This window comes from Psychroserpens sp. S379A, assembly GCF_049800755.1.
Taxonomy (GTDB): Bacteria; Bacteroidota; Bacteroidia; order Flavobacteriales; family Flavobacteriaceae; genus Psychroserpens.
Genome location: NZ_JBNAFQ010000002.1, coordinates 142,030 through 167,354 on the forward strand (window position 1 = coordinate 142,030; position 25,325 = coordinate 167,354).

The window sequence follows — 25,325 nt, forward strand, 5'->3', positions numbered from 1 at the left end:
TTTAATTGATTGAAGTATTTAGAACTGTTTCTAATTCTGCTTTTGAATTTATAACCTCTAACATGGCTTGCAATAATTCTTGTTGCGCAGTATATAATTGAGTTTGTGCTTGACGCAAATCGAAACTTGTTGAGATTCCTTCAAAAAACTTTGTTTGATTTTTTTGCTCAATGCGTTCTGCTAAAGCAAGATTTTCCTTTTTATTTTCATAGTCTTCGATTGCAAATTTATAGCTGCTTTTTGCTGATGCTATTTGAAGTTTAAGTTGTTGATGAATTTCTAGTAAATCGTTTTCAGATTTTTCTAAATTAATTCTTGCACGTTGTGTCGCTGCACTACGCATGCCTGAACTAAATATTGGAATATTAATACTTGCTCCAAAAGCAGATGTACCTACCCAAACTTGATTGTTTGTTAAAAACTCAAACTTGTCGTTATTACCAATGTAAACTCCATTAACAAAGGCATTAATTGTAGGCAAGGCTCTACTCTTTTCTAGCTTTAACAATAACTCTTTAGATGTTTTATCATTTTCGGCAATTTTATAATCTATTGTGTTTTCTACATTGTCTTCTCCCTCAAATAAATTAAGTGCTGTATTTTGAGAAGCTAAGTCCTCTAGATTATCTGTAAGCGTTGTTTGAGAATTAATGTCTAGCCCTAAAGTAATGTTTAACATCTGATAGGCAATTTCTTTTAATCTCGTTGTATTACTTAAATTACTTTTAACACTAGATAATGTAATTTGTAACTGCTCTACACTTTCTTCTTCTTCTAAACCATTTTCATAAATCTTAGTGATTTCATTTAAGTTTTTTTCTAATACTGTTATGTTTCTATTTAAAATATTAATGCTTTCTTCAGTCAATAATACATTACCATAGGCATTTATTACAGCGTTTCTAATTTCAAAATCTGTTTTCTCTTTGGCGTTTTTAGAAATTTCTAAAAAGACTTTTGCAGATTGTAAGCCAACTAAATAAGACCCATCAAATATTTTTTGAGTTAATGTTGCTCCAGCATTGACTGATTGTTTTGCACCAAAATCGGTTACACCATCTCCATTAAAATCTATCCCTTCAAATTGTTGCTTTAACGCATTTTGATAATCGATAGAAGCATTTAACTGAGGTAAACCTGTGGCAGTTGTTTCCCATTTTTGTTTTTCTGCAGCTTTTATATCACTAATAGCATTTTTCACAGTTCTATTATGTTCTAAAGCATAATCTATAGCTTCTTGAAGCGTAAAACTATTCGTATTTTCTTGAGAAAACCCTAAGGTTACTGCGATTAAACTTATAGTTAGTATAAGTGCTTGTTTCATAATTTATATTTGATTCTTATTTATAAAATTATTTAATATGGTCATCCCTTTTTGAGAAACAATAGCTCTTAAATGATACTCTAAGTAACTTTCCATTAAATAATCCATTCCAAACTGTTCTGGAGGAAAAAACATATTATCCTTAATTCCTGTCATTCCTGTAAAATACATTCTTGAAATAAAATCGATATCTATTGTATCTCTAAAAACACCTGTATCTACTCCATGCTGAAGACTACTTTGAACAGATTGATGCATTTTTTCAAATTGTTTAAACTTTAAAACCGAATGAATTTTAGGGTAATATTTTTTGAGCTGATATTGTGGTGATGCTTTTTCGTTTTTTAAATGTTTCATCACATACATTTTTATAGAGTACAACTCTTCTATCGGGTTAGGTGCTTTCTCGCAAATGGCATCAATCCCATCACAAATCATATCAAATAAATTAAACGAAACCGCTTCTACCAATTTGGTTTTATTTGGAAAATGTACATAAATGGTCTTTTTAGAAATTCCCATTTCATTTGCAATATCATCCATAGTGACACTTTTAAAACCAAGTGTTAAAAACAATTCTGCCGATTTATGTAAAATTTTTTCTCTCATAATTAGGGAGCAAATTTACAATAGGAAACTTTAAAAACAAAAAAAGTTTCCATAGTTTTAGTCTTTTTTTAACATATCATTAAAGTGTAATTGTAGATTTAGTCAATTCCACTATTTTTGTGCTATGCAAAATATTCAATCCTATCACGAGGCATTTATAAAGCATCTCGATACGTTTATAGAACCTAAAAAACCTAACACACTTTATGATCCTATTTATTACATCATTCAATTAGGCGGAAAACGTTTAAGGCCAATTTTAACCTTAATGGCTGCCGAAATATTTGATTGCGACTACAATAAAGCGCTTAATGCTGCTTTAAGCATAGAAGTGTTTCATAACTTTTCTTTAGTGCATGATGACATTATGGATGACGCACCTTTACGACGCGGAAAAGTAACAGTTCATGAAAAATGGGATATAAACACTGGTATTCTTTCTGGTGATGCGATGTTAATTTTAGCCTATCAGCTTTTTGAAAATTATGAACCAAAAACGTTTCAGGCTTTAGCTAAATTGTTTAGTAAAACCGCTTTAGAAGTTTGTGAAGGCCAGCAATACGATATCGATTTTGAAACACGTGATGACGTCACAATTTCAGAATATTTAAAAATGATTGAATACAAAACTGCTGTCTTGGTTGGTGCTGCTATGAAAATGGGAGCCATTGTTGCTGAAGCTTCCGAAGAATGCCAAAATGCTATTTATGCCTTTGGTAAAAATCTAGGCATTGCTTTTCAGTTGCAAGATGATTATTTAGATGCTTTTGGCGATCCGAAAACCTTCGGAAAACAGGTTGGTGGTGACATTATTGAAAACAAAAAAACTTATCTATATCTCAAAGCTTTAGAGTTTTCTAATTCAAATGACAAAAAACAACTAGAACATCTCTACAGTATAAACCCTTCAGATTCAACCGAAAAAATTGACACTGTAAAACAATTTTTTATTTCAAGTGGTGCTTCAGATGCTACAAAAAAAGAAATTGAAAACTATACTAAAAAGGCATTCTCAGTTTTAGACCATATTAATATTTCTGAAGCTAATAAAAATGCATTGAGAACTTTTGGAAATGATTTAATGACACGAAATGTCTAACCAACTACCACAAACCTTTGAGGATTTAATTACAAAGGCTGAAAATCTCGAACTCTATTCGAAATTAATTCAACAAATTAATAAAGATTTTCTATTGGCTAATATTGATTTAGATTTTGAGCATAATATTCTACCTTCAAGTTTAAAATACCTCTTACATGATGTTATTTTTAAACTCATTCAAGAGAAATTTGCAGACTATCTTAACTTGCTATATATTATTGATGTTTCAGAAGAAAAAATAAAACAATTAGATGGAAGCGACACACTAAAACTTTCTGAAAATGTTACTTTCTTAGTACTACAACGTGAATGGCAAAAGGTTTGGTTTAGAAACAAATATTCCTAAAAAAACACCCTTACAAAAGGCATATAAGCATCTGCATAAATACTTTTTTCTTTACTGTAAAGCAAATCGTATCTAATTCCGAAAGTCACATTGCCATTGCCATAACCTATTCCCATAAATAACGCAGGATACCAATAATTATCATCTTTAAAAGAGGAGTCCTCAAATTTTCTATTCACATTAAGCTGCTCAAACTCAGCCGACACTTGTAACTCTCTAATAGGATTAAACATGCCTATTAGGCTGCCTCCTAAAATCGTAGATTTGTAAAAATTATCCCGTTTATTATAAGTTGCATTTAAGCCAACTCCTGCTGCAAATTTTGAGTTAAACTGATAAATTCCAGTAGGAGAAATCGAACCACTAAAAAATCCATCACCAAAACTTAAACCAATTCCACCTCCAAAACGTGTGTGATCCCAAAAGCTATTTGCTTCATCTTGATTTTGAGAAAAAGAAACTAATGAACAGCTCAGAAAAGCAAAAACAATTAGATAGGTTTTAAAATTGAAAACAGAAGAAAAAATCATTATTTAAAATTTGAGTTAAATTACTCCTATAAATATACCAAAAACGCACCTATTTTTAGTAAATGTTGTATTTTTGACTAAATTTTGTTGAAGCGAAAACGACTTATACCTAATAATGGATAAATATTCCTTTTTAAACGCAGCACATACAGCATACTTTGCTGATTTATACGAACAATACCTATCAAATCCTGATTCTGTTGAGCCTAGTTGGAAAGCCTTTTTTCAAGGCTATGATTTTGGAAGCGAAAGTTATGGATTAGTAGACCAAAATACAGCTGAAGATTCTTCTTGTGATCATATTTCTGAAAATCTAACCAAAGAATTTCAAGTCGTAAAATTGATTGATGGCTATAGAAATAGAGGTCATTTATTTACAAAAACCAATCCTGTTCGTGCCAGAAGAAAATATGCTCCAACCTTAGAAATAGAAAATTTTGGACTTTCACAAAATGATTTGAGTACAGAGTTTTCTGCTGGAGAAATTTTAGGGCTTGGGAAAGCAACATTACAAAGTATTGTTGATCATTTAGAAAAAATTTATTGTGATTCCATTGGTATTGAATACATGTACATTAGAAAACCTGAAGAAATTCAGTGGATTCAAAATAAACTTAATATTAATGACAATCAACCTCAGTTTTCTGCTGAAGAAAAAAAATATATCTTAAAAAAATTAAACGAAGCTGTTTCATTTGAAAGTTTTTTACACACCAAATATGTTGGTCAGAAACGATTTTCATTAGAAGGTAACGAATCGTTGATTCCTGCTCTTGACACGCTTATAGAAAGTGCTGCAAATTATGGAGTCAAAGAGTTTGTTATGGGAATGGCACATCGTGGCCGTTTGAGCACCTTAACAAATATCTTTGGAAAATCTGCTAAAGATATTTTTAGTGAATTTGACGGTAAAGATTATGAACAAGAAGTATTTGATGGTGACGTAAAATACCATTTAGGTTGGACGAGCAATCGTGTGACTGATGGCGGAAAACAAATTAATTTAAACATTGCTCCAAACCCTTCGCATTTAGAAACTGTTGGTGCTGTAGTTGAAGGGATTGCTCGAGCAAAACAAGATGATAAATATAGTGACAACCCTTCTCAAGTGTTACCAATTGTAGTTCATGGTGATGCTGCAATCTCTGGTCAAGGCTTGGTTTACGAAGTGGTACAAATGGCACAATTAGATGGTTATAAAACCAACGGAACAATCCATATTGTAGTCAATAATCAAATTGGATTTACAACTAACTATCTCGATGGTCGTTCAAGCACCTATTGTACAGATGTTGGTAAAGTTACATTATCACCTGTTATGCATGTTAATGCTGATGATGCTGAAGCTGTAGTACATGCGATGTTATTTGCACTTCATTTTAGAATGAAGTTTAAGCGTGATGTGTTTATTGATTTATTAGGTTATAGAAAATATGGTCATAACGAAGGTGACGAACCACGTTTTACTCAACCAAAACTATACAAAGCCATCTCTAAACATCAAAATCCTAGAGATATTTATGCAGCAAAGCTAGTAGCTGAAGGTGTTATAGATAATGATTATGTGGCTAAACTTGAAAAAGAATACAAAGACAAATTAGAGGTTAAATTAGAAGACTCTAGAAAAATAGATAAAACAATCATCACTCCTTTTATGGAAGATGAATGGGTAAATTATCAAACGGTTGTTGAAGATAAAATGATGCAACCTATTGATACAACATACCCAAAAGAAGGTTTAGCTAAGATTACTAAAGTGATTTCAAATTTACCTAAAGATAAAAAATTCATTCGTAAAATAGAACGTCTTGTTCAATCGCGTCAAAAAATGTTTGATGACAACAAATTAGATTGGGCAATGGCAGAGCATTTAGCTTATGGAACCTTGCTAGAAGAAGGATATGATGTTCGTATTTCTGGACAAGATGTCGAACGTGGTACATTTTCACATAGACATGCTGTTGTGAAGGTTGAAGATAGTGAAGAAGAAATCTTATTGTTAAATCAAATTAGTGATAAACAAGGTAAATTCTTTATCTATAATTCATTACTTTCAGAATATGGTGTTGTTGGTTTCGATTATGGCTATGCAATGGCTAGCCCAAAAACCCTTACCATTTGGGAAGCACAATTTGGCGATTTTAGTAATGGAGCACAAATTATGCTCGATCAATACATTTCAGCAGCCGAAGATAAATGGAAACTTCAAAACGGATTGGTAATGTTATTACCTCATGGTTACGAAGGACAAGGAGCTGAGCACTCTTCAGGTCGTATGGAACGTTATTTGCAATTATGTGCCAAAGACAACATGTATGTTATGGACTGTACAACTCCTGCAAACATGTATCATTTGTTACGTAAACAGATGAAAGCCGAATTTAGAAAACCTCTTATTGTATTTACACCTAAAAGTTTATTGCGTCATCCTTTAGTTGTGTCTTCTGTTGATGAGTTTGCCAATGGAAGTTTCCAAATGGTCATTGATGATAACGTCGCAAAAGCCAATAAAGTAAAAACTTTGGTGTTTGTTACTGGTAAGTTTTATTATGATTTGTTAGAAGAACGTGAAAACTTAAATCGTGACGATATTGCTTTAGTAAGAGTAGAACAATTATTCCCTCTACCAGAGCAACAAATCAAAGATGTTATAACTAAATATAAAAATGCCGATGATATTGTTTGGGCTCAAGAAGAACCACGAAATATGGGAGCATACAGTCATATCTTGATGCATTTAGATGAAGCTAAATCATTTAGAGCAGCGACACGAAGACCTTATGGAGCTCCAGCAGCTGGAAGCGGTGTACGCTCTAAAAAACGTCATCAAGAAGTGATAGATTACGTTTTTGATAAAACAAAAAACAACCAACGATAGATAATTTAAGTTTCTTTGTGTTAAAGAAATTGAGATAATAAATAAAATAAACGCTTAAAATAAAATTACAGAACGATGATTTTAGAAATGAAAGTTCCTTCTCCAGGAGAATCAATCACAGAAGTAGAAATTGCAGAATGGTTAGTTCAAGATGGAGATTATGTTGAAAAAGATCAAGCCATAGCAGAAGTTGATAGTGACAAAGCTACTCTAGAACTGCCTGCTGAAGCGAGTGGGACTATAACCCTTAAAGCCGAAGAAGGCGATGCTGTTGAAGTTGGAGCTGTAGTCTGCTTAATAGATACTAGCGCAGAAAAACCTGAAGGCGGAACTGACGATACTGCTACTAAAGCAGAAGTTAAAAAATCAGAAACTGTCACTTCTAATGTAGTTGAAAAATCTGCCGAAACATATGCTACTGGAACTGCAAGTCCAGCTGCAAAAAAGATTTTAGCAGAAAAAGAAATAGATGCATCTTCAGTTTCTGGTACTGGAAAAGATGGTCGTATCACAAAAGAAGATGCTGTAAAATCTGTTCCATCTATGGGAACACCAACAGGTGGCAACAGAGGATCATCAAGAAGTAAAATGTCGATGCTACGTCGTAAAGTTGCTGAACGATTAGTAGAAGCCAAAAACACGACAGCCATGTTAACGACATTCAACGAAGTTGATATGTCTCCAATATTTGAATTACGTAATCAATACAAGGAAGACTTTAAAGCTAAACATGGTGTTAGCCTAGGTTTTATGAGTTTCTTTACACTAGCTGTAGTTCGTGCATTAAAAATGTATCCTGCTGTTAATTCTATGATCGACGGAAAGGAAATGATTTCTTACGACTTCTGTGATATTAGTATTGCTGTTTCTGGCCCAAAAGGATTAATGGTTCCTGTAATTAGAAATGCTGAAAACCTAAGTTTTAGAGGCGTAGAAGCCGAAGTAAAACGTTTAGCAATTAGAGCTCGTGACGGACAAATAACTGTTGATGAAATGACAGGTGGAACATTCACCATCTCTAATGGTGGAGTATTTGGAAGCATGTTATCTACACCTATTATAAACCCTCCTCAAAGTGGTATTTTAGGAATGCACAACATCGTAGAACGACCAGTAGCTATAGATGGTAAAGTAGAAATTAGACCTATTATGTTTGTGGCATTATCTTATGACCACAGAATTATTGATGGTAGAGAGTCTGTAGGATTTTTAGTAGCTGTTAAAGAAGCCCTTGAAAATCCAGCAGAGTTATTAATGGATAATAATATAAAAAAGGCTTTAGAAATGTAAGCTAAAACACATATACTTTATATACTGAAAAAGCGCATTCCTAAGATTTGGAATGCGCTTTTTCTCCCTAATAAAAATAACTAACTAATAACTAATAAAAATTAACAAGAATATTTACTGTAATAATTACAACAGCACTTATAATTAAGCCTGCTATAAATAGTTTGTTGGTTAGACTTGTTTTGTGTTTCATTGTATCCATTGTTGAAAATGTTTTTGTTTTTTTGATAAAGCTCTGGGATAATATATCCCAGAACTTTACACCCTAATAACTAATTATCTTGTTAATTAAGATTAATTAGCTGCTATTCATAATCCCTATACAAATAACATGGTGTAAAACTCGTCAATTAATCAACACAGCACAATACGTAGAACTACGTATATTTTATCGTTTGTACTTTAAATAGCTCAAAATCAAACATTTAAATATTAACAAAATTTGAAATCTATAAAAAAAAGCTCTAAGTCCTAAAACCTAGAGCCTTTATCCTTTATTTCAAAAGGAAAATTGATTAATAGCATTACAAACTTCGGAATAAAACGAATGTCACACAATACGTAGAACTACGTATATTTTATATTTTTTTCAATAAAAAAACCTTGAATCAATGACAATCCAAGGCTTTTTGTAAAATAACTCTCCCTAAAGAATTAATAGCATAACAAACTTCGTCAAAGATTTAATACCAAACAATACGTAGAACTACGTATATTTTGATAAAAATTCTTCTTGCTCTTTAGCATAAATGGCGATACTATTAGCATTAGAAGACAGCTTTAATTTAGATCGAATGTGACTTTTATGTTTTTCAATCGTTCTAGGAGAACAACCTATAATATCTGCAATTTCTTTTGCTGTTTTATTTTTTGCTGTAAGCTGCAATACTCTTAATTCGGTTTCTGTAAGTATTTCTAACTCTTTAGGGATTTGCTTTATTTCTAAATACTCAATAAGTTCTGGACTGAAATACGATTTTTTCTGTAATACATTATCGATGCAATGTTCCACTTCTTCAATAGCGAATTCTTTAAGTATATATCCATAAACATCAAGTGATTTTGCTTCCTTATAAATCTCTTCGCTTTTTTCAAAAGTGATAATGATAATTTTAGTGCCTAAATTTTCTTCTTTACATTTTTTAGCCACTTGCAAACCTGTTAGAAAAGGCATTTGTATGTCTAAAATAGCTATTTCTGGTTGATGTGCTTTAATAAGTGTAAATGCTTCTTTGCCGTTTTTTGCACTTGCAATAACATTATACTCTTTTTCGATAAGAAAATCTTTAAGACCTTTAAGAATTAAAGGATGATCATCTGCGATGATTATAGATGTAGGCATTTGCTATTTATTATGAGGGATTTTTATAAAGATAAATAAAATCTTACAATTTTAGATATAAATATTTTTTTTCATAATCAATTACTGCTTTTCCTTTTTTAAGTACATCTGCTCCTATAATACCATCAACTGGTTTAGAATTATGATTGGTTAATGCTGTATTTACATGCGTTAAGTTAAAGAGAATTAATGCCACTTTCTCCTTTTTCCATTTTCCAATCTTTAGTTTGTTACTTTTAGAAATTTGAGTTATCATATCTGTTGCACCTGCTCCAGCAGCTTTTATATCGCTATCTTTTGCTTTAAGCTTAAAAGTATCAACACCTTCAAATCCAACACATGAACTAGACGCTCCTGTATCTAAAATAAATAGACCTTTCTGACCATTGATTTTAGCAATAATTTCAAAATGATTGGTCTTAGTTAAATGTAATTTAATTTTAGTATATCCTTTGTTTAAAAGAAAATCTTGCAAGCTATCCATATCCTATACTTTTTTACAAATATAATCTTATAAAACATTTATTTTTGCAGCATGATGATTACAGATACACATACACACTTATACAGTGAAGCTTTTAATGAAGATCGAAATGATATGATCGAACGTGCTTTAAAAAGCAATGTGTCTCGATTTTTTATTCCAGCAATAGACTCCAGTCATACAGAAGCCATGCTTCAACTTGAAGCCGACTATCCAGATTATATGTTTTTGATGATGGGATTGCATCCTACGTCAGTTAAAGAAAACTACAAAACCGAATTACAGCATGTCGAAACTATGTTGGCTAAACGCAAGTTTTATGCTGTTGGTGAAATTGGAATTGATTTATATTGGGATACCTCAACATTAGAAATTCAAAAAAAAGCATTTAAACAGCAAATACAATTAGCAAAACAATATCAATTACCTATCGTAATTCATTGTAGAGAAGCTTTTGATGAAATTTTTGAAGTATTAGATACTGAAAAAGATGATGATCTCTTCGGAATTTTTCATTGTTTCACAGGAACTTTAGAACAAGCACAAAGAGCAATTTCTTATAATATGAAATTGGGAATTGGTGGTGTAGCCACATTCAAAAACGGAAAGATCGACCAGTTTTTAAATGAAATTGATTTAAAGCATATTGTCTTAGAAACCGACTCACCATATCTCGCACCAAAACCGTATCGCGGAAAGCGCAATGAAAGTGTATATATACTCAAAGTTTTGGAAAAATTGTCTGAGATTTATAGTGTTTCCGAAGAAAAAATTGCCGAAATTACGACACAGAACTCAAAAGATATATTCGGAATATAACTATGACCAATTCGCAACCTAACATATTACTAATTTATACTGGAGGCACAATTGGTATGATAAAAAATCCTGATACAGGAGCTCTAAAAGCTTTTGATTTTGAAAATTTATTAGACCGAATTCCAGAACTAAAATTATTAGATTGTGACATTACTACCATGTCATTTGATGAGCCAATAGATTCTAGTAATATGAATCCTGAGTATTGGATTCAAATTGCAGAAATCATTGAAAACGAATACTACAATTTTGATGGTTTTGTGGTGTTACACGGAAGCGACACGATGAGTTATTCGGCTTCAGCTTTGAGTTTTATGTTTGAAAACTTAGCAAAACCTATCATTTTTACAGGATCTCAATTGCCCATTGGAGATTTACGAACAGATGCCAAAGAAAATTTAATCACATCTATACAAATGGCATCGCTTCAAAAAAACAAAAAACCAGTTATTCGTGAAGTCGGACTATATTTTGAATACAAACTCTACAGAGGAAATCGTACCACCAAAATTAATGCCGAACATTTTGAAGCCTTTGAATCTTTAAATTATCCACATTTAGCAGAATCTGGAGTGCATTTAAATATTTCTGAAGAAGACTTATTTAAACCTAATATTAGAAAAAAGTTAATCGTACATAAATCATTCGACACCAATATTGCGCTTATCAAATTATTTCCTGGTATTTCTGAACCCATACTTAAAAGCATATTAAATACACCTAACCTAAAAGGTGTTGTTATAGAAACTTATGGCGCAGGAAATACAACCACGCGAACTTGGTTTATTGACTTGTTAAAACAAACCATTAAAGATGGTATTCCTATTATAAATGTGACACAATGTTCTGGCGGAAGCGTAATTATGGGACAATATGAAACCAGCTCTCAACTTAAACAAATAGGTGTGATTTCTGGAAAAGACATTACTACAGAAGCTGCATTGGCAAAATTAATGTTCATGTTAGGAGAACACATTTCTATCAAAACATTTAAAACCATTTTTGAAACGTCTTTACGTGGCGAAATGAGTTAAAAATTTTTCGATTCAAATTTTAGCTTTAAAAAAAATTACTGTTATTTGCGCTCATTAATAGAGAGGTGGCCGAGTGGTCGAAGGCGCACGCCTGGAAAGTGTGTAAACGTCAAAAGCGTTTCGAGGGTTCGAATCCCTTCCTCTCTGCGAATAAAATCCGTATTCATTTGTTAAACACGTGTTTACGGTTTTTTTATAAAATTTTTGTACAATTAGTGTACGGTAAAAACTTACTTATGGAACCTATTTCCCTAACATTAAATCAACTTGGACAAATAAAATCAATTATTCTTCACGAAAGACTAATAAAGAAAGTAACACATCTTTATTGTTTTGTAGAGAATAATTCAAAATTTTTAGATTTAGATGAACTAATTAAATATTTAACTCTTAACAAAATTGAAAATGATTTTTTACTACGAGAAATCATAAACTTATGTGGAACAATAAATTATTTATTTAATGATATAATCGAATTAGATAAGGTAGAAAGAAAAAACGATATTAGTTTAGAATCTGATTTTATTTGTGAATATAAATATGGGGTAGTTTTAGATTTTCACATTTTTAGGGTGGATTCCAATTATGTAGAAAACCATTTCAGCAACTCTTATAAAGACGTTATTCTTAATGAAGAAACCCATCATTTTCTTTATTTAGAGAGTATCGCCCTATTATGCAAAAAAATTTCAAATGCATTGGAAATATTATTTCCTGAGTTAAGTAAAAACGTGCTTACAAAAGTTTTTAGAGATGATTATGCAATTTACAATCCAGACAACTATTTATACAATCACCTTGAAATGTTCATTGAATTCCAAAATTTAAATTTAGAAAACCTAGAATTTCTTATACCAGTCGAAGCATTTGATGATAATATTAACCAAATTCACACCATCAAAAATAAAGAGTTACACAATCACATCTTTAAAAATGATGCAATAGTTAAATTCGAAAGTTGCTTAGATAGTTTCGTTATAACTGACAAAAGTAGAACGGATATGAAATTTATTTTTGAACAAATGAAAAAAGACTCATTAATTCATTCAACGGTTAAACAGGCTGATTTTCTATTATGGCTCTCAAAAACTTATGATTTACATATCGAAAAGACAAATAATCACAATCCTACAAAAAAGCGACTTCGCTTATATTCAAAAAGTTAGTTCATTAGAACGGACAAGTTTTTAGTTTTTTTGGAAAAACATACCCAAAAAGGTAAAAAGCAGATACAAGAAAACTTCGAACTTGTAGAATCTTAGCACCATTATTAACCCAAAAACAATAATGGATGCAAAAAGAAAATATTATTCTTCAAGGCGTAAGCTTAAATGAACTCACAAGTTTAATTAATCAAGGACTGAAAACCCAACTCGACGACCTAAGTCGAAAACTACTCAACAAAGAAGACCAAACAGAATTGCTTACAAGAACGGAAGCCTGCGAACTTCTTAAAATAGATTCAAGTACACTTTGGGCATGGACGAACAAAGGAAAAGTGAAAGCTTACGGAATTTCGAACAGACGTTATTATAAACGAACAGAACTTATTGAATGTTTAACTCCTGTAAAATAATCTTATGGAAAAAGCAGCAAAAGTGGCTTTTAAGAAGCTCCTTATAAATAGCACATTGGATGAAATTAAAATCCTGAAAAAGTGTGACCCAGAAATGAATGTGGTTAATGTGAAATACATTCTTGATGACACGAAACCACATAACACAGGACATTTAACCATAAAATTAAATTAGGGTGAGTCAATATATAAGAATTGGAACGGATTACTTTAAAATGGCACAACGTCCATTGCACAGTGGAGACAAAATCAATACGCTTTTAAAATGGAAAAAAAGTGAAATAATTACTGATGAAGGAAAAAATGCCCTCGATAAGGTGGAACGTTATGATGGATTTTGTTTAATTCCATCACATAAAAACTACCAACTAACCATTGATGGGTTTTACAATCAATACGAACCATTAACTCATAAACTCAAAGCTGGTGAGTTTCCTAAAACTTTATCATTCCTAAAACACATTTTTGGAGAACAATATGATTTAGGTTTAGACTACATAACAATTCTATGGCAGAATCCCACACAGATTCTACCAATTTTATGTCTTGTAAGTGAGGAACGTAAAACGGGTAAGACAACTTTTCTTAATTGGCTTAAATTGATTTTTCAAGGAAATATGACAATCAATAAAAACGAAGATTTTAGAAGTCGCTTTAACTCTGATTGGTCAGCTAAATTAATTGTCGCAGTAGATGAAGTTTTATTGGATAAACGAGAAGATAGTGAACGAATAAAAAACCTTTCTACCGCATCCTCCTATAAAACAGAATCTAAGGGTGTAGATAAATTAGAATCTTACTTTTTTGGTAAATTCATTTTATGCTCTAATAATGAAACTAATTTTATTCAAGTTGATAAAGATGAAATTCGTTATTGGGTTAGAAAAATAGAAAGCATTGATGATGATAATGAAAACCCTGATTTACTTTCAGAATTAAATAAGGAACTTGGACATTTTATATACTTTATAAATTCACGAAAGATTAAAACCAAACGCAAAAGCAGAATGTGGTTTACCAAAACTCAGGTTTATACTGAAGCATTATCTCGTTTAGTTAATGGAAATAGGACTTTTCTTCACAAAGAGATTGAGCAAATTTTAATCGATGATTTTATAAAATTTGAAGTTGACGAACTAAAATACACATCAGGCGATTTAGTTGAAAAATTGACCGCTAATAATATTCGAGCTACTGCATTCCAAATAACTGACATTTTGAAAAAACATTTTAATTTAGAAAGCAAGAATGGCTCATATCCGAAATACTACTTAACCCAAAGTCAAATTGACAATAAACATAGTGTTAGCAAAACAAATAATAAGGGTAGATACTTTGTATTTGAAAAAGAAAACTTTCTGGAATAGAAATGAGTTGAGCTGTTGATTAGTTGTTTCTGTTAATCGTTTCCAAAAGGATTAATAGGAACAACAACAATTCAACAAATGGTCAACATATATATGTTAAGCAAAATTAATTCTGTTGAGCACTTGTTGACTCCAAGTAGTCCTCTTACCTATTGTTTTACTTGAAAAAAAATAGAAATTCAACAAGTCAACTCAAAATTATAATTTATAGTAATGCTTGTTGATTTTATTAGTTTTTGAGTACAAAACGATTCATTTTGATAACAACTGTTTTCAAAATTTATGGTTTAGCAATGGTCAGGCAATGATTTGGCAATGGTTTTGCAATGGTTTTGCAATGGTTAGCCAATAGTTAGGCAATGGTTAGAAATATGATAACACTTGTAATCAAATTATTAAAAGCTTCGTAAAACATAAGCTTAAGATTGTATTAAAAAGAATCTAATTCAGAATATTCAACTTTTTCAGTTATAGTTTCAACATCACTATTAACTTTGGGACTAAATAAATCTCGACTAACAGGATAAGTCAGTAAGTCTTCTTCCTTAAAATTGAGGTTAATCAATTCTGTTATTCCATTTTCATTTAAATCATCTTTTAGCCAATCTTGTTCAAAATCTTTTTGTAAAATCACAGGTTGTCTATTTTTCTTATTGTGAATTTTAGCAAATAATGGTGATGCTTTTTTTGTTAGGATAGTAAACGTAACAACATTATCAATTAATGTGTAAAGACCAGCAAGTGATAACACATCATCTTCTTTATGCTTGAAATGAAAAGGGTACTTTTTACTTTTATGCTCATGGGGTTCAAAAAAACCTGAAACAGGAACAATACAACGTCTTGTTAGTGCTGAATGTTTATATATAAAATGCTCAAATAGTTTTTCAGATTGCGCATTCAGTCCTCCACCAAAACGAACAGCTTCTTTGTAATAATCTCTTATTTGTTCTTGCTTTTTATTATTTGGCACTATTCCCCATAACGCTGGTGCTAAAGCTGAAGGTTCCTCTTGAGGAATTATCAGCATATCTGGATGTGCAAATCCATTAAGATGATATCGAGGAATATCATAGGCTTCTCGTGCATCACTTTTAGTAAGTTCTGTATCATATCTCTTTTCAAGAAATGTCACTTTTTTAGTTTGTGAAGTATGAAAGCACATATTTGTTTTTTTTAAAATTAATAAAAAAGGATTAATTATTTCTCGGATCAGGAATAATTGAAAGTTTCTTACTCCAAACGACATTCATGCTATAAAAATCATATCTATCGGTGATTTTTCCATAGCATGCATACACACCTAAACCATTAATAAGATATTTATCTACAACATCATTAAAATGAACGGCATCAAAATAATCTCCATTAGAATCTATAAATGTACTTAGACGCATTAATTTTCCCTTTGAAGTTTTATTGAATCGTGTTGTTACCAAACTTCCATAAATTAAAATCTCCTTATGAATTAAGTCCTTCATCTGACTTGCTAATTTTCCATTTTTCATTTCAACATTCACTAAATGAAAATAATCACATAGCGGAAATCCTAATAGTTCCATTTCATCATAAGCGTTTTCAATCCAGTTATTGTCAAGCTTTGGCAACTTAAATTCTTTATGCTGAATTTTGAAAAGCTTTGGTTGATTACTCTTCTTGCCATTTGCATTGAGTTTAAATATAGCTTGCCATAGCAATTCTGTTTTTGTTTGATTAGTAAACCTAAACGCATCAATTCTAATTAAAATGGTTAACTGTTCAATACTTATGACTACTCTATCAATAAAATCATCTAAAGACTTATAATAACCGTTTAATTGTCGTTCTGAAAGTAAGCGTTGGACAGTATAAGCTTCTAAATTCTTCAGATAACCAAAACCTAAGTAAATAGAATTACCAATCAACCTATTTGGATGGTCACTATTATTAATGCAAGGCAAACAAATGCTTGCTCCTTGCTTCTTAGCTTCATGTAAATAATGTTCTACGCTATAAAACCCACCACCATTATTCAATACTGCCGTCATAAATTCTAAAGGATAATAGCATTTTAAAAACAAACTTTGATAACTCTCAACTGCATAGGAAGCTGAATGTCCTTTTGCAAAGGCATAACCAGCAAAGCTCTTAATCTGATTCCACACCTCAAATATCAAATCATTATTATAACCTTTTGCTTTACAATTAGAAATAAACTTTTGTTCTACGTCTTCAAACTCTTTCCTTGAACGAAACTTACCACTCATTCCACGACGCAATACATCAGCTTCTCCAAGCGTTAAATCTGCAAATTGATTAGCAACCTTTAAAACGTCCTCTTGATAAACCATTACTCCATAAGTATCAGGCATGATTTTCATCAAAATAGGATGCGCATTTTTTCTGTTCTCAGGAAAGCGATGGCGTTTAATAAATTCATCTTTCATTCCTGATCCTGATACACCTGGTCTTATGATTGAACTTGCAGCAACCAAGCCTATATAATCCTGTGTTTGTAATTGTTGCATTAAACCACGCATAGCTGGTGATTCAACATAGTAAGCTCCAATTGCACCACCAGTTTTCAAAAGATTATTAATCCGTTTATCTTTTTTAAATGCTTCAACATTAGTAATATCAATTGGTGGCTCGTCAGGTCTATTTTGTTTTATAATTTCTAAGGCATCTTTAATCTTAGCCAAACCTCGTTGACCTAAAATATCAAACTTAAATATCCCAACATCTTCAGCAATAATCATATCGAACTGAACTGTTGAAAATCCTTTAGGTGGTAAATCTGTTGCTGAATAATAATGTACAGGTTTATCTAATATTAAAACACCTGCTGAATGTACACTTAGGTGATTCGGAAAGCCTTCTATTAACTTACCATATCGTAATACCAATTTTGAAATATTATCTAATTGAGATACACTAAAATTACCTTTGCTTAACTTATCTATTTCTTCTTTCGGCAAACCAAACACTTTACCTAATTCTCTCACCACAGCTCTATACTTAAAGGTATTGTATGTTGCTAATAATGCAGTATGAGGGAATCTTCTGAATATATATTCAGTCACATCGTCTCTATCTTTCCAAGAGAAATCAATATCAAAATCAGGTGGTGACGCTCTAAACGGATTTATAAAACGTTCAAAATAGAGGTCTAATTCAATAGGGTCAACATCAGTTATTCCAATAATATAAGCAACAATACTGTTTGCTCCACTACCACGACCAACATGAAAATAACCTTTACTTTTAGCATAAGAGACGATGTCGTAATTGATTAAAAAAAAGGAAACAAAGTCTAACTCCTTTATTGCTTTTAGTTCGGTTTTTAAACGATTTATTACTTTTTCATTTGGCTCTGAATATCTTCTGTTGAGATTATCAAAACACAATCTTTCTAAGAGCTTGTAATCATTTTCAAAAGAGCCTGTATATAATTTTAAGTTTTGAGATGTCCTTTCATTTCCGAAACTGAAATCTATATGGCAATCTTCTAAAATTCGAGATGTATTCTCCAAAATATGAGGAAAGTCTTCAAAGGCTAATTTTAAATCATCCAAAGGAAACATTCTATCTGATTGTTTACACTCTTCAGATGTGTCGAGTTTACTAAGTAGTGTGTTTTTATCAATAGCTCTTAATAATCGATGTGCATTAAAATCTTTTTTAGATCTTACAGTAACCGTTTGAAGCACAACTAATTTATCTGAATAGGTTTTAAGTTTTGAAAATTTCAATTTTCTTAGCTCTTCAATAGAAACACCAATAAATTCATTTTCTGAAAATGTATTCTTTTCTAATTGTAGCACATGTTCAAAAGGATAAATGATATAAGAGTTCTCAAGTACTGGAGCTAATTCTGGCAAGAGTTTCTTCTGTTCAGAATGATATGATAAAAAGACATTTAATTCCTTAAAGCCTTCATTATTTTTTGCTATTCCGACATACAACTGTTTTGAGCCATTTCTAAAGTCGATACCAACTATAGGTTTAATATTAAACTCTTTGGTTTTTCTAATAAAATTTAGACATGCAGACGTATTATTGATATCAGTTAAAGCAAGACAGTCAACATTATTCTCCTTAGCAAGTTCCAAAAGTTCTATTTCGGAAAATGTTCCATAACGTAAAGAATAATATGTATGGCAATTGAGGTACATTATTGTTTTCTATGTGCTAATAAAGTTGGTGGTTCACCATTAAACGGATTCTGAAATCGACCAATAGTTTTTGCTCCCATTGAAGATGCTCTCATAACACTCAATTCACCATAGCGACCTCGTATGGTATCCATAGCGTTGTAGAGACTTAGCATTTCCTCAGTATCATCAAACATGTTAATCTGATAATTACCACTAACGATGTCACTAATCTTAACACCAACTAATCGAATTAATAATCGACGCTCATATAGTTTTTCAAACAACTCTATAACCTTTGGTATAATGACATGGTCTGCGCTTGAATATGGTATTTTAACTTGCTTGTTATACGTATTGAAATCCGAATAACGAATCTTAACACTGATTGTCCCTGCTAATTTGTCGCCACGTCTTAATTGAAATGCTAAGTTTTCAGCCATCGCAAAAATGGTTGTCCGCAACTTCGTCATATCAATGGTGTCCTTATTGAATGTTCGCTCTGTTGAAATGGATTTGCGTTCATAAAAAGGCACTAAAGGAGGATTGTCAATTCCATGAGCTCGTTTCCAAATGGTTCTACCATTAACACCCAATGCACTCACCATCATTTCTAATGGCATTTGCTGAATAACACTAACTTTATCAATTCCTAAATTGCGTAATACCTGATAGGTTTTTTCTCCTACAGAAGGTATTTTCCGAATTGATAAAGGTGCTAAAAAGTCCTTTTCAAATCCTGAATCTATTTTTAATTGATTATTGGGTTTTGCTTCACCTGTTGCAACTTTAGACACAATTTTATTAGCTGATAAACCAAATGAAATAGGCAAACCACATTCCTTAATAATCTTCTGCCTCATTTCCGAAGCATATTTATAACAGCCATAAAATTTATCCATTCCAGATAAATCAGCATAAAACTCATCAACACTTGCCTTCTCAAAAACAGGCACTTTTTCTTTGACTATTTCAGTCACCAAATGTGAATACTTTGTATAAATAGAAGAATTACCTCGTATCACAACAGCTTCAGGACATAAGCGTCTTGCAACTTTCATAGACATTCCAGAATGAACTCCAAAAGGACGTGTTTCATAACTACATGCTGCAACAACACCTCTGTCTCCTGTTCCACCAACCAATAATGGTCTGTTTTGTAAACGACTATCTATCAGTCGTTCACAAGACACAAAAAATGTATCTAAATCAAGATGTAATATTTGCTTTTCCATATTACAAAATTAGCTACATATTTTAGTAATTATTGCTTATATTTGTAGTATTATGAAAATTGTAGCAAAAAACATAAAGCATTTGAGATCTCTTAAAAAGTTATCTCAAGAAGCACTTGCTGAAGAACTTAATATAACTCGTTCAAGAATTGGCTCTTATGAAGAGAATCGTTCTTCTCCAACAATTGAAGTGCTAATTAAGCTTTCGGATTATTTTAAAATTCCAATTGATATTCTTTTACGTAATGATTTAACTAAATCTAAAGATTCTTCATTTATAGAAATTGGTAATCAACGTGTATTATTTCCAATTACAGTTGATAGCGATGATGAGAATTTAATTGAAGTCGTACCTGTTAAAGCGTCAGCTGGATATTTAGCAGGATATGATGACCCTGAATATATTGAGCAGCTTCAAAAAATCAAATTACCATTCTTACCAACGGGAAAACATCGTGCATTTCCAATTAAAGGGGACTCAATGTTACCCATGAAAGATGGTTCATTTGTTATTGGTCGATTCATTGAGGACAGACAAGACATCAAAACAGGCAAAACTTATGTGCTTGTAACTTTAAATGATGGGATGGTTTACAAGCGTGTCATCAATAATATCGATTTGAATAATTCATTATTTTTAATTTCTGACAATAAGATTTATAATGGCTATAGTGTGCCAATGGATGAAGTGTTGGAAGTTTGGGAGTTTACATGTAGTATCAACACTCAAGAATACAGTGAAGAAGAACTAAAAATCAGTAGCATTTTAAATATGTTCAACGATTTAGGTGTAGAACTTAAAGCCTTAGAAAAGCATTTAAAATGATGTATTGCATAATAGATGTTGAAACAACAGGTCACAGTAACAGAGTAACTGAAATATCCATTTTTAAATATGATGGAAAGCAAATCATAGATGAGTTTACAAGTTTAGTAAACCCTGAAATGCTTATTCCAGATTACATTACAGCTCTTACAGGAATTGATAATTTTATGGTTGCTAACGCACCTACTTTTAAAGAGATTGCAGAAGACATTTTAACTATTACTCAAGACACCATTTTTGTTGCACATAATGTAAACTTCGATTACAATGTGATACGCAATGAGTATAAACTGATTGATATTGATTTCAGACGAAGAAAACTATGTACTATAAGACTTTCAAGAAAGTTATTACAAGGTCACAGGTCATATAGTTTAGGAAAGTTATGCAATGATTTAGAAATTGAGATTACAGACAGGCATAGAGCAAAAGGTGATGCTGAAGCAACAGTTGTACTTTTTGAGATGCTACTAAATCAAAAAGATTCAGAAGCTGTATTCAGTAGTTTTTTGAAGAAATCATCTAAAGAAGCCACACTACCTTCACATCTTCCAACTTCTGTTTTTAATGCTATACCTAATAGTCCAGGCATCTATTATTTTAAGGATAAAAAAGGAGAAATAATATATGTAGGGAAAGCCAAAGATTTAAAAAAAAGAGTCATTAGCCACTTTTACAGTAAAACTAAAAAGTCTCTTGATATGTGCCGAGAAACAAGAGACATTGACTTTGAATTATCTGGCAGTGAACTCATAGCATTACTTATGGAAGATGCTGCCATTAAACATCATTATCCTAAATTCAACCAACAAGCTAAACGTACTCCAAAAAACTATGGCATATTTAGTTATGAAGATAGAAATGGTATCACCCATTTAGCTTTTAATACTTTAAAATCATGTCCGAATCCAATTAAAATACTTCAAAGTTTTAGAGAATGCAGATCATTTTTAGAAACTCTATGTTTACAATATGATTTATGCCCTAAGTACTGTCATTTACAAGAAGGTGTTGCACAATGCTCACATTATAAAATTAAAACCTGTAAAGGTATTTGTGGTGATTTAGAAACCGTAGCAGAATACAATCGACGTGTTTATAAAGCTATTGATACCATTCAAAATAATACACAATCTAAAGTCATAAAAGAAAAAGGAAGAACCAAAGATGAAGACGCTTTTATTCTTATTAAAAATGGCACTTATTTAGGCTATGGGTTTATTAAGAATACTGAACAGATTAGTTCTGAGGATGAGCTGGAGAATTTTTTGATTCCTCAAAAAGATAGTTTAGATGTTCAAAGAATATTGAGAACAATATAAGTAGACAAAATATGTTTAAAATCAAAATAGTTTATCCTTTCCAACCAAAAAGGAAACACCAAGACTAACAATTAAAGAAAATATTAACCAAATCTCCCATTCAAGTTTACCATTATAAATCCCCATAGGGATAAATACAATACTAAATAACAAAATTGTAACAACGAATGTTGTAAGTAATCCTTTTATGGATTCAATTAATGGATTACGTTTTTTTCTTGAGCTCATTTATTCGCTTATAGATTATAAAATTCACTAATTATCCATCCCATTAATAAAAGTATCTACGAAATTTACCACTTTTTGAAGTATTCTATCTCCTATGGTTTTACGTTTTAATACGCTTGGTTTATCTCCTTCTATTAAATCTAATAATTCATCCCTTAACGGTTCTCTTTCTGCATATAGATAACCTTCAATAAGTTTTTGTGTTTTTTCTGATGATAGATTTTCTTCTTTTACAAATACTTCAAATGCTTTTTGTTGTTCCTTACTCCAGAACTTTTCAAATTCTTGTGGTATGGTTTCTGAATCTTCTATTTGAGGTAAATTGTCTTCTATAAACTTTTCTATTAACTCTCGTTTACTTCTTAAATTGGCTTCTCCTGTTAATGCATCTACAATTTCTTTTTTCTTAGCTTCTTTTTCTTCTTTTTTAGCATCTTTTAAGTTGGCTAATAGTTTAAGAATATATGTTACATTAATTTCGTCTCTATGTATTAACTCTAATTCAAAATCTACATCATCTAAAATTGATACTTTTTCTTTGGCTGTATCGTGTTTTGTTTTTTGCCATAAATCAAGATACTTACTTCTGTAATCATTAAACAATTGTTCTGCCATTGCTAAATCTTCCCAATCGAAATTTGCAAAGGTTGTCATTGTATTTTTTAATCGCATTAATTCACGAAAAGCCTTTATGAACTCTAATTCATCTTCTTCACTTACTAAATCATTTACACTATTAACTGTTGGTGTTATTTGTAATAAATTGATAAAAGCATCATTGAATTTCTTTACATATTCTTCATAAGGCTTCATTATAATTACCTCAATAGCTTCTTTATTACTAAAGAGTGTAATTGCCTCGTCTGTTGCTTTTTTAAGGTTACGGAATACCACAATATTACCTTGTGATTTCTGTTCGTTTATTATTCTATTGGTACGTGAATAGGCTTGTATTAATCCGTGATATTTTAGGTTTTTATCTACATACAAGGTATTTAATGATGGACTATCGAAACCTGTTAAAAACATATTTACTACTAACAGAATATCAATTTTACGTTCTTTAACTTTCTTTGATATATCGTTGTAATAATTGTAAAATGATTGACTGTCTTTTGTTGAGAAATTAGAGCCGAACATTTCATTATAATGTCCTATATAACTTTCTAATTTATCTCTTTTATGTACATTCAAACCATATAAAGCAGGTGATTCTTCAACTACGGAAACTTCTTCTGGAATATATCCGTTTGCATCTGCATCTTCTTCGTTAGCTACATAACTAAATATGGTTGCTATTTTTAAATTATGCTCTCCAGCTTCTTTTTTACGCTGTAGAATGTCATAATAATCTACCAACATATCAGTACTTCCCACACAAAACATTCCTGTAAATTCTTTGTTGTGTGTTTTTCGGTTGTGATTTGCTATGATGTAATCTGCAATTTTCTCTAAACGTTTTGGTGATTCCATTAACTCTTTACGGTCAATATCTTCTACCTCAATATCTATTTCGGTTGCTGATTCTTTTTGTTTGTATCTACCAACATATTCTACTGCAAACTTTAATACGTTTTCATCTTTAATAGCATCTGTAATCACGTATTTATGCAAACACTCACCAAACAATTCTTTTGTAGTACGTTTTCCTAATTCGTTTTTAACTGCGTTATCTGCAAATATTGGTGTTCCTGTAAAACCAAACATTTGATGATTGGTAAAGAACTTTTTAATATTATTATGTGTATCGCCAAATTGACTGCGATGACATTCATCAAAAATGAAAACAATACGCTCGTCTTTTAGTTGCTCCATTTTTGCTAAATAGTTCTTTTTACTAATGGCTGTATTTAGCTTTTGAATGGTAGTTACAATAATCTTCGTATCATCACTAAACTGTTTTACTAATGCTTTTGTATTGTCTGTACCATCGATACTGCCTTTAGAGAAACTATTAAACTCTTTGGTAGTTTGGTAGTCTAAATCCTTTCTATCTACTACAAATACCACCTTTTTGACTTGTGGCATTTTCATAATTATTTGACTAGCTTTAAAAGAGGTTAGCGTTTTACCAGAACCTGTAGTATGCCATATATAACCGTTGTGTGTACTATTTTTAACCTTATCTATAATGCTTTCTACTGCATAGAATTGATACGGTCTAAGCACCATTAATATTTTATGGGTTTCGTTTAGCACAATGTATTTACATATCATTTTAGAGATATGACAAGGCTCTAAAAACTCACTTGTAAACCCATTAAGAATATTGGTTAAACGCTTGTTTTCTTTATTTGTCCAATAGAATGTTTGTTTAAAGGATTGATGCCTATTATTTGCATAGTATTTGGTATTTACACCGTTACTAATTACAAATATTTGCACGTATTGAAATAAAGCGGATTTAGCACCAAACGAATGTCTTTGATAACGGTTTATTTGATTAAAGGCTTCTTTCATTTCTAAGCCTCTACGCTTTAGTTCTATTTGTACTAATGGTAAACCATTAACCAACAAAGTAACATCATAACGATTCTTATAGCTACCCTCAATAGTAACTTGATTAGTAACTTGATATTGATTTTGACACCAATGCTCTGTGTTTAAAAACTCGAAATAGAGGTTATCGCCATTATCACGTACAATATGTTGTTTTTCACGTAAGGTTTTTGCTTTTTCAAATACAGAACCCTTACTAAGAATATTGAGTACACGTTCAAACTCTTTAGCAGTAAATGTAATGTTATTATGCTTTTCTAATTGTGTTTTTAGATTTGCTAATAGAGAAGCTTCATCTGGAATACTAACCTTAGCATACCCAATAGTTGACAACTGTTCTAATAACTGATTTTCTAATACTTGTTCTGATTGTGTACTCAT

General features: G+C 31.3%; 22 protein-coding genes and 1 tRNA gene. 13 read left to right on the forward strand and 10 right to left on the reverse strand.

Going from position 1 to position 25,325, the window contains the following annotated elements:
* Nucleotide 1 precedes the first annotated feature (1 nt).
* Together ACP15M_RS05415 and ACP15M_RS05420 are read right to left on the reverse strand one after the other, a co-directional pair.
* Entirely contained in the window at nt 2-1,324 is a 1,323-nt protein-coding gene (locus tag ACP15M_RS05415) for a TolC family protein (protein ID WP_425076167.1), read from the reverse strand.
* A 3-nt stretch (nt 1,325-1,327) separates the two neighbouring features.
* On the reverse strand, nt 1,328-1,933 hold the full coding sequence (locus ACP15M_RS05420) for a TetR/AcrR family transcriptional regulator (protein ID WP_425076168.1): 606 nt from the start codon (nt 1,931-1,933) through the stop codon (nt 1,328-1,330).
* A gap of 124 nt (nt 1,934-2,057) precedes the next feature.
* On the opposite strand from ACP15M_RS05420, the gene ACP15M_RS05425 reads away from it, so the two are divergent.
* Together ACP15M_RS05425 and ACP15M_RS05430 are read left to right on the forward strand one after the other, a co-directional pair.
* Nucleotides 2,058-3,032, forward strand: a complete 975-nt coding sequence (locus tag ACP15M_RS05425) for a polyprenyl synthetase family protein (protein ID WP_425076169.1) — start codon at nt 2,058-2,060, stop codon at nt 3,030-3,032.
* Nucleotides 3,025-3,381, forward strand: coding sequence for a hypothetical protein (locus tag ACP15M_RS05430; RefSeq protein ID WP_425076170.1), 357 nt, complete (start codon nt 3,025-3,027; stop codon nt 3,379-3,381). Before ACP15M_RS05425 ends, ACP15M_RS05430 begins: the two co-directional genes overlap by 8 nt.
* Here ACP15M_RS05430 and ACP15M_RS05435 read toward each other — a convergent pair.
* On the reverse strand, nt 3,378-3,911 hold the full coding sequence (locus tag ACP15M_RS05435) for an alpha-ketoglutarate decarboxylase (protein WP_425076171.1): 534 nt from the start codon (nt 3,909-3,911) through the stop codon (nt 3,378-3,380). The genes ACP15M_RS05430 and ACP15M_RS05435 overlap by 4 nt on opposite strands.
* 115 nt (nt 3,912-4,026) lie before the next feature.
* On the opposite strand from ACP15M_RS05435, the gene ACP15M_RS05440 reads away from it, so the two are divergent.
* Together ACP15M_RS05440 and odhB are read left to right on the forward strand one after the other, a co-directional pair.
* Entirely contained in the window at nt 4,027-6,789 is a 2,763-nt protein-coding gene (locus ACP15M_RS05440) for a 2-oxoglutarate dehydrogenase E1 component (protein WP_425076172.1), read from the forward strand.
* A 75-nt stretch (nt 6,790-6,864) separates the two neighbouring features.
* Nucleotides 6,865-8,079 (forward strand): 2-oxoglutarate dehydrogenase complex dihydrolipoyllysine-residue succinyltransferase, encoded by a 1,215-nt coding sequence (gene odhB / locus ACP15M_RS05445; RefSeq protein WP_425076173.1) that lies wholly within the window; start codon nt 6,865-6,867, stop codon nt 8,077-8,079.
* A 706-nt stretch (nt 8,080-8,785) separates the two neighbouring features.
* On the opposite strand, the gene ACP15M_RS05450 is transcribed toward odhB, so the two are convergent.
* Nucleotides 8,786-9,421: a response regulator gene (locus ACP15M_RS05450; protein WP_425076174.1), complete on the reverse strand. Its 636-nt coding sequence runs from the start codon at nt 9,419-9,421 to the stop codon at nt 8,786-8,788.
* A gap of 43 nt (nt 9,422-9,464) precedes the next feature.
* Entirely contained in the window at nt 9,465-9,905 is a 441-nt protein-coding gene (locus ACP15M_RS05455) for a retropepsin-like aspartic protease (RefSeq protein ID WP_425076175.1), read from the reverse strand.
* A gap of 51 nt (nt 9,906-9,956) precedes the next feature.
* On the opposite strand from ACP15M_RS05455, the gene ACP15M_RS05460 reads away from it, so the two are divergent.
* The 7 genes from ACP15M_RS05460 to ACP15M_RS05490 all read left to right on the forward strand — a co-directional run bounded on the left by ACP15M_RS05460 (nt 9,957) and on the right by ACP15M_RS05490 (nt 14,701).
* The gene (locus ACP15M_RS05460) at nt 9,957-10,724 is read left to right on the forward strand and encodes a TatD family hydrolase (protein ID WP_425076176.1); all 768 of its coding nucleotides are present in this window, start codon (nt 9,957-9,959) and stop codon (nt 10,722-10,724) included.
* A gap of 2 nt (nt 10,725-10,726) precedes the next feature.
* Nucleotides 10,727-11,758 carry an asparaginase gene (locus ACP15M_RS05465; RefSeq protein ID WP_425076177.1) on the forward strand — a complete coding sequence of 344 codons (1,032 nt, stop codon included), beginning with the start codon at nt 10,727-10,729 and terminating at the stop codon, nt 11,756-11,758.
* 59 nt (nt 11,759-11,817) lie between these two features.
* Nucleotides 11,818-11,905 (forward strand) — tRNA-Ser (locus ACP15M_RS05470).
* Nucleotides 11,906-11,994: 89 nt separating this feature from the next.
* Entirely contained in the window at nt 11,995-12,924 is a 930-nt protein-coding gene (locus tag ACP15M_RS05475; RefSeq protein ID WP_425076178.1) for a hypothetical protein, read from the forward strand.
* Between the two features lie 125 nt (nt 12,925-13,049).
* Entirely contained in the window at nt 13,050-13,334 is a 285-nt protein-coding gene (locus ACP15M_RS05480; RefSeq protein ID WP_425076179.1) for a helix-turn-helix domain-containing protein, read from the forward strand.
* Between the two features lie 4 nt (nt 13,335-13,338).
* Nucleotides 13,339-13,509 (forward strand): hypothetical protein, encoded by a 171-nt coding sequence (locus tag ACP15M_RS05485; RefSeq protein WP_425076180.1) that lies wholly within the window; start codon nt 13,339-13,341, stop codon nt 13,507-13,509.
* Between the two features lie 40 nt (nt 13,510-13,549).
* Complete coding sequence (locus tag ACP15M_RS05490) at nt 13,550-14,701, forward strand: primase-helicase family protein (protein ID WP_425076181.1); 1,152 nt, start codon at nt 13,550-13,552, stop codon at nt 14,699-14,701.
* A gap of 430 nt (nt 14,702-15,131) precedes the next feature.
* On the opposite strand, the gene ACP15M_RS05495 is transcribed toward ACP15M_RS05490, so the two are convergent.
* The 3 genes from ACP15M_RS05495 to dinB are packed head-to-tail and all read right to left on the reverse strand — an operon-like array spanning nt 15,132 to nt 20,069.
* Nucleotides 15,132-15,866 carry an SOS response-associated peptidase gene (locus tag ACP15M_RS05495; RefSeq protein WP_425076182.1) on the reverse strand — a complete coding sequence of 245 codons (735 nt, stop codon included), beginning with the start codon at nt 15,864-15,866 and terminating at the stop codon, nt 15,132-15,134.
* Nucleotides 15,867-15,897: 31 nt separating this feature from the next.
* Entirely contained in the window at nt 15,898-18,855 is a 2,958-nt protein-coding gene (locus ACP15M_RS05500; RefSeq protein ID WP_425076183.1) for a DNA polymerase III subunit alpha, read from the reverse strand.
* Nucleotides 18,855-20,069 carry a DNA polymerase IV gene (dinB, locus tag ACP15M_RS05505; RefSeq protein ID WP_425076184.1) on the reverse strand — a complete coding sequence of 405 codons (1,215 nt, stop codon included), beginning with the start codon at nt 20,067-20,069 and terminating at the stop codon, nt 18,855-18,857. The genes ACP15M_RS05500 and dinB overlap by 1 nt, the downstream gene beginning before the upstream one ends.
* A gap of 52 nt (nt 20,070-20,121) precedes the next feature.
* Here dinB and ACP15M_RS05510 point away from each other — a divergent pair, with 52 nt between their 5' ends.
* Together ACP15M_RS05510 and ACP15M_RS05515 are read left to right on the forward strand one after the other, a co-directional pair.
* Nucleotides 20,122-20,895, forward strand: a complete 774-nt coding sequence (locus ACP15M_RS05510; RefSeq protein ID WP_425076185.1) for an XRE family transcriptional regulator — start codon at nt 20,122-20,124, stop codon at nt 20,893-20,895.
* Nucleotides 20,892-22,217 (forward strand): exonuclease domain-containing protein, encoded by a 1,326-nt coding sequence (locus ACP15M_RS05515; RefSeq protein ID WP_425076186.1) that lies wholly within the window; start codon nt 20,892-20,894, stop codon nt 22,215-22,217. The genes ACP15M_RS05510 and ACP15M_RS05515 overlap by 4 nt, the downstream gene beginning before the upstream one ends.
* Nucleotides 22,218-22,238: 21 nt before the next feature.
* Here the strand turns inward: ACP15M_RS05515 and ACP15M_RS05520 are convergent, their stop codons facing one another.
* Together ACP15M_RS05520 and ACP15M_RS05525 are read right to left on the reverse strand one after the other, a co-directional pair.
* Nucleotides 22,239-22,445 carry a hypothetical protein gene (locus ACP15M_RS05520; protein ID WP_425076187.1) on the reverse strand — a complete coding sequence of 69 codons (207 nt, stop codon included), beginning with the start codon at nt 22,443-22,445 and terminating at the stop codon, nt 22,239-22,241.
* Between the two features lie 27 nt (nt 22,446-22,472).
* Nucleotides 22,473-25,325: a type I restriction endonuclease subunit R gene (locus ACP15M_RS05525; RefSeq protein WP_425076188.1), complete on the reverse strand. Its 2,853-nt coding sequence runs from the start codon at nt 25,323-25,325 to the stop codon at nt 22,473-22,475.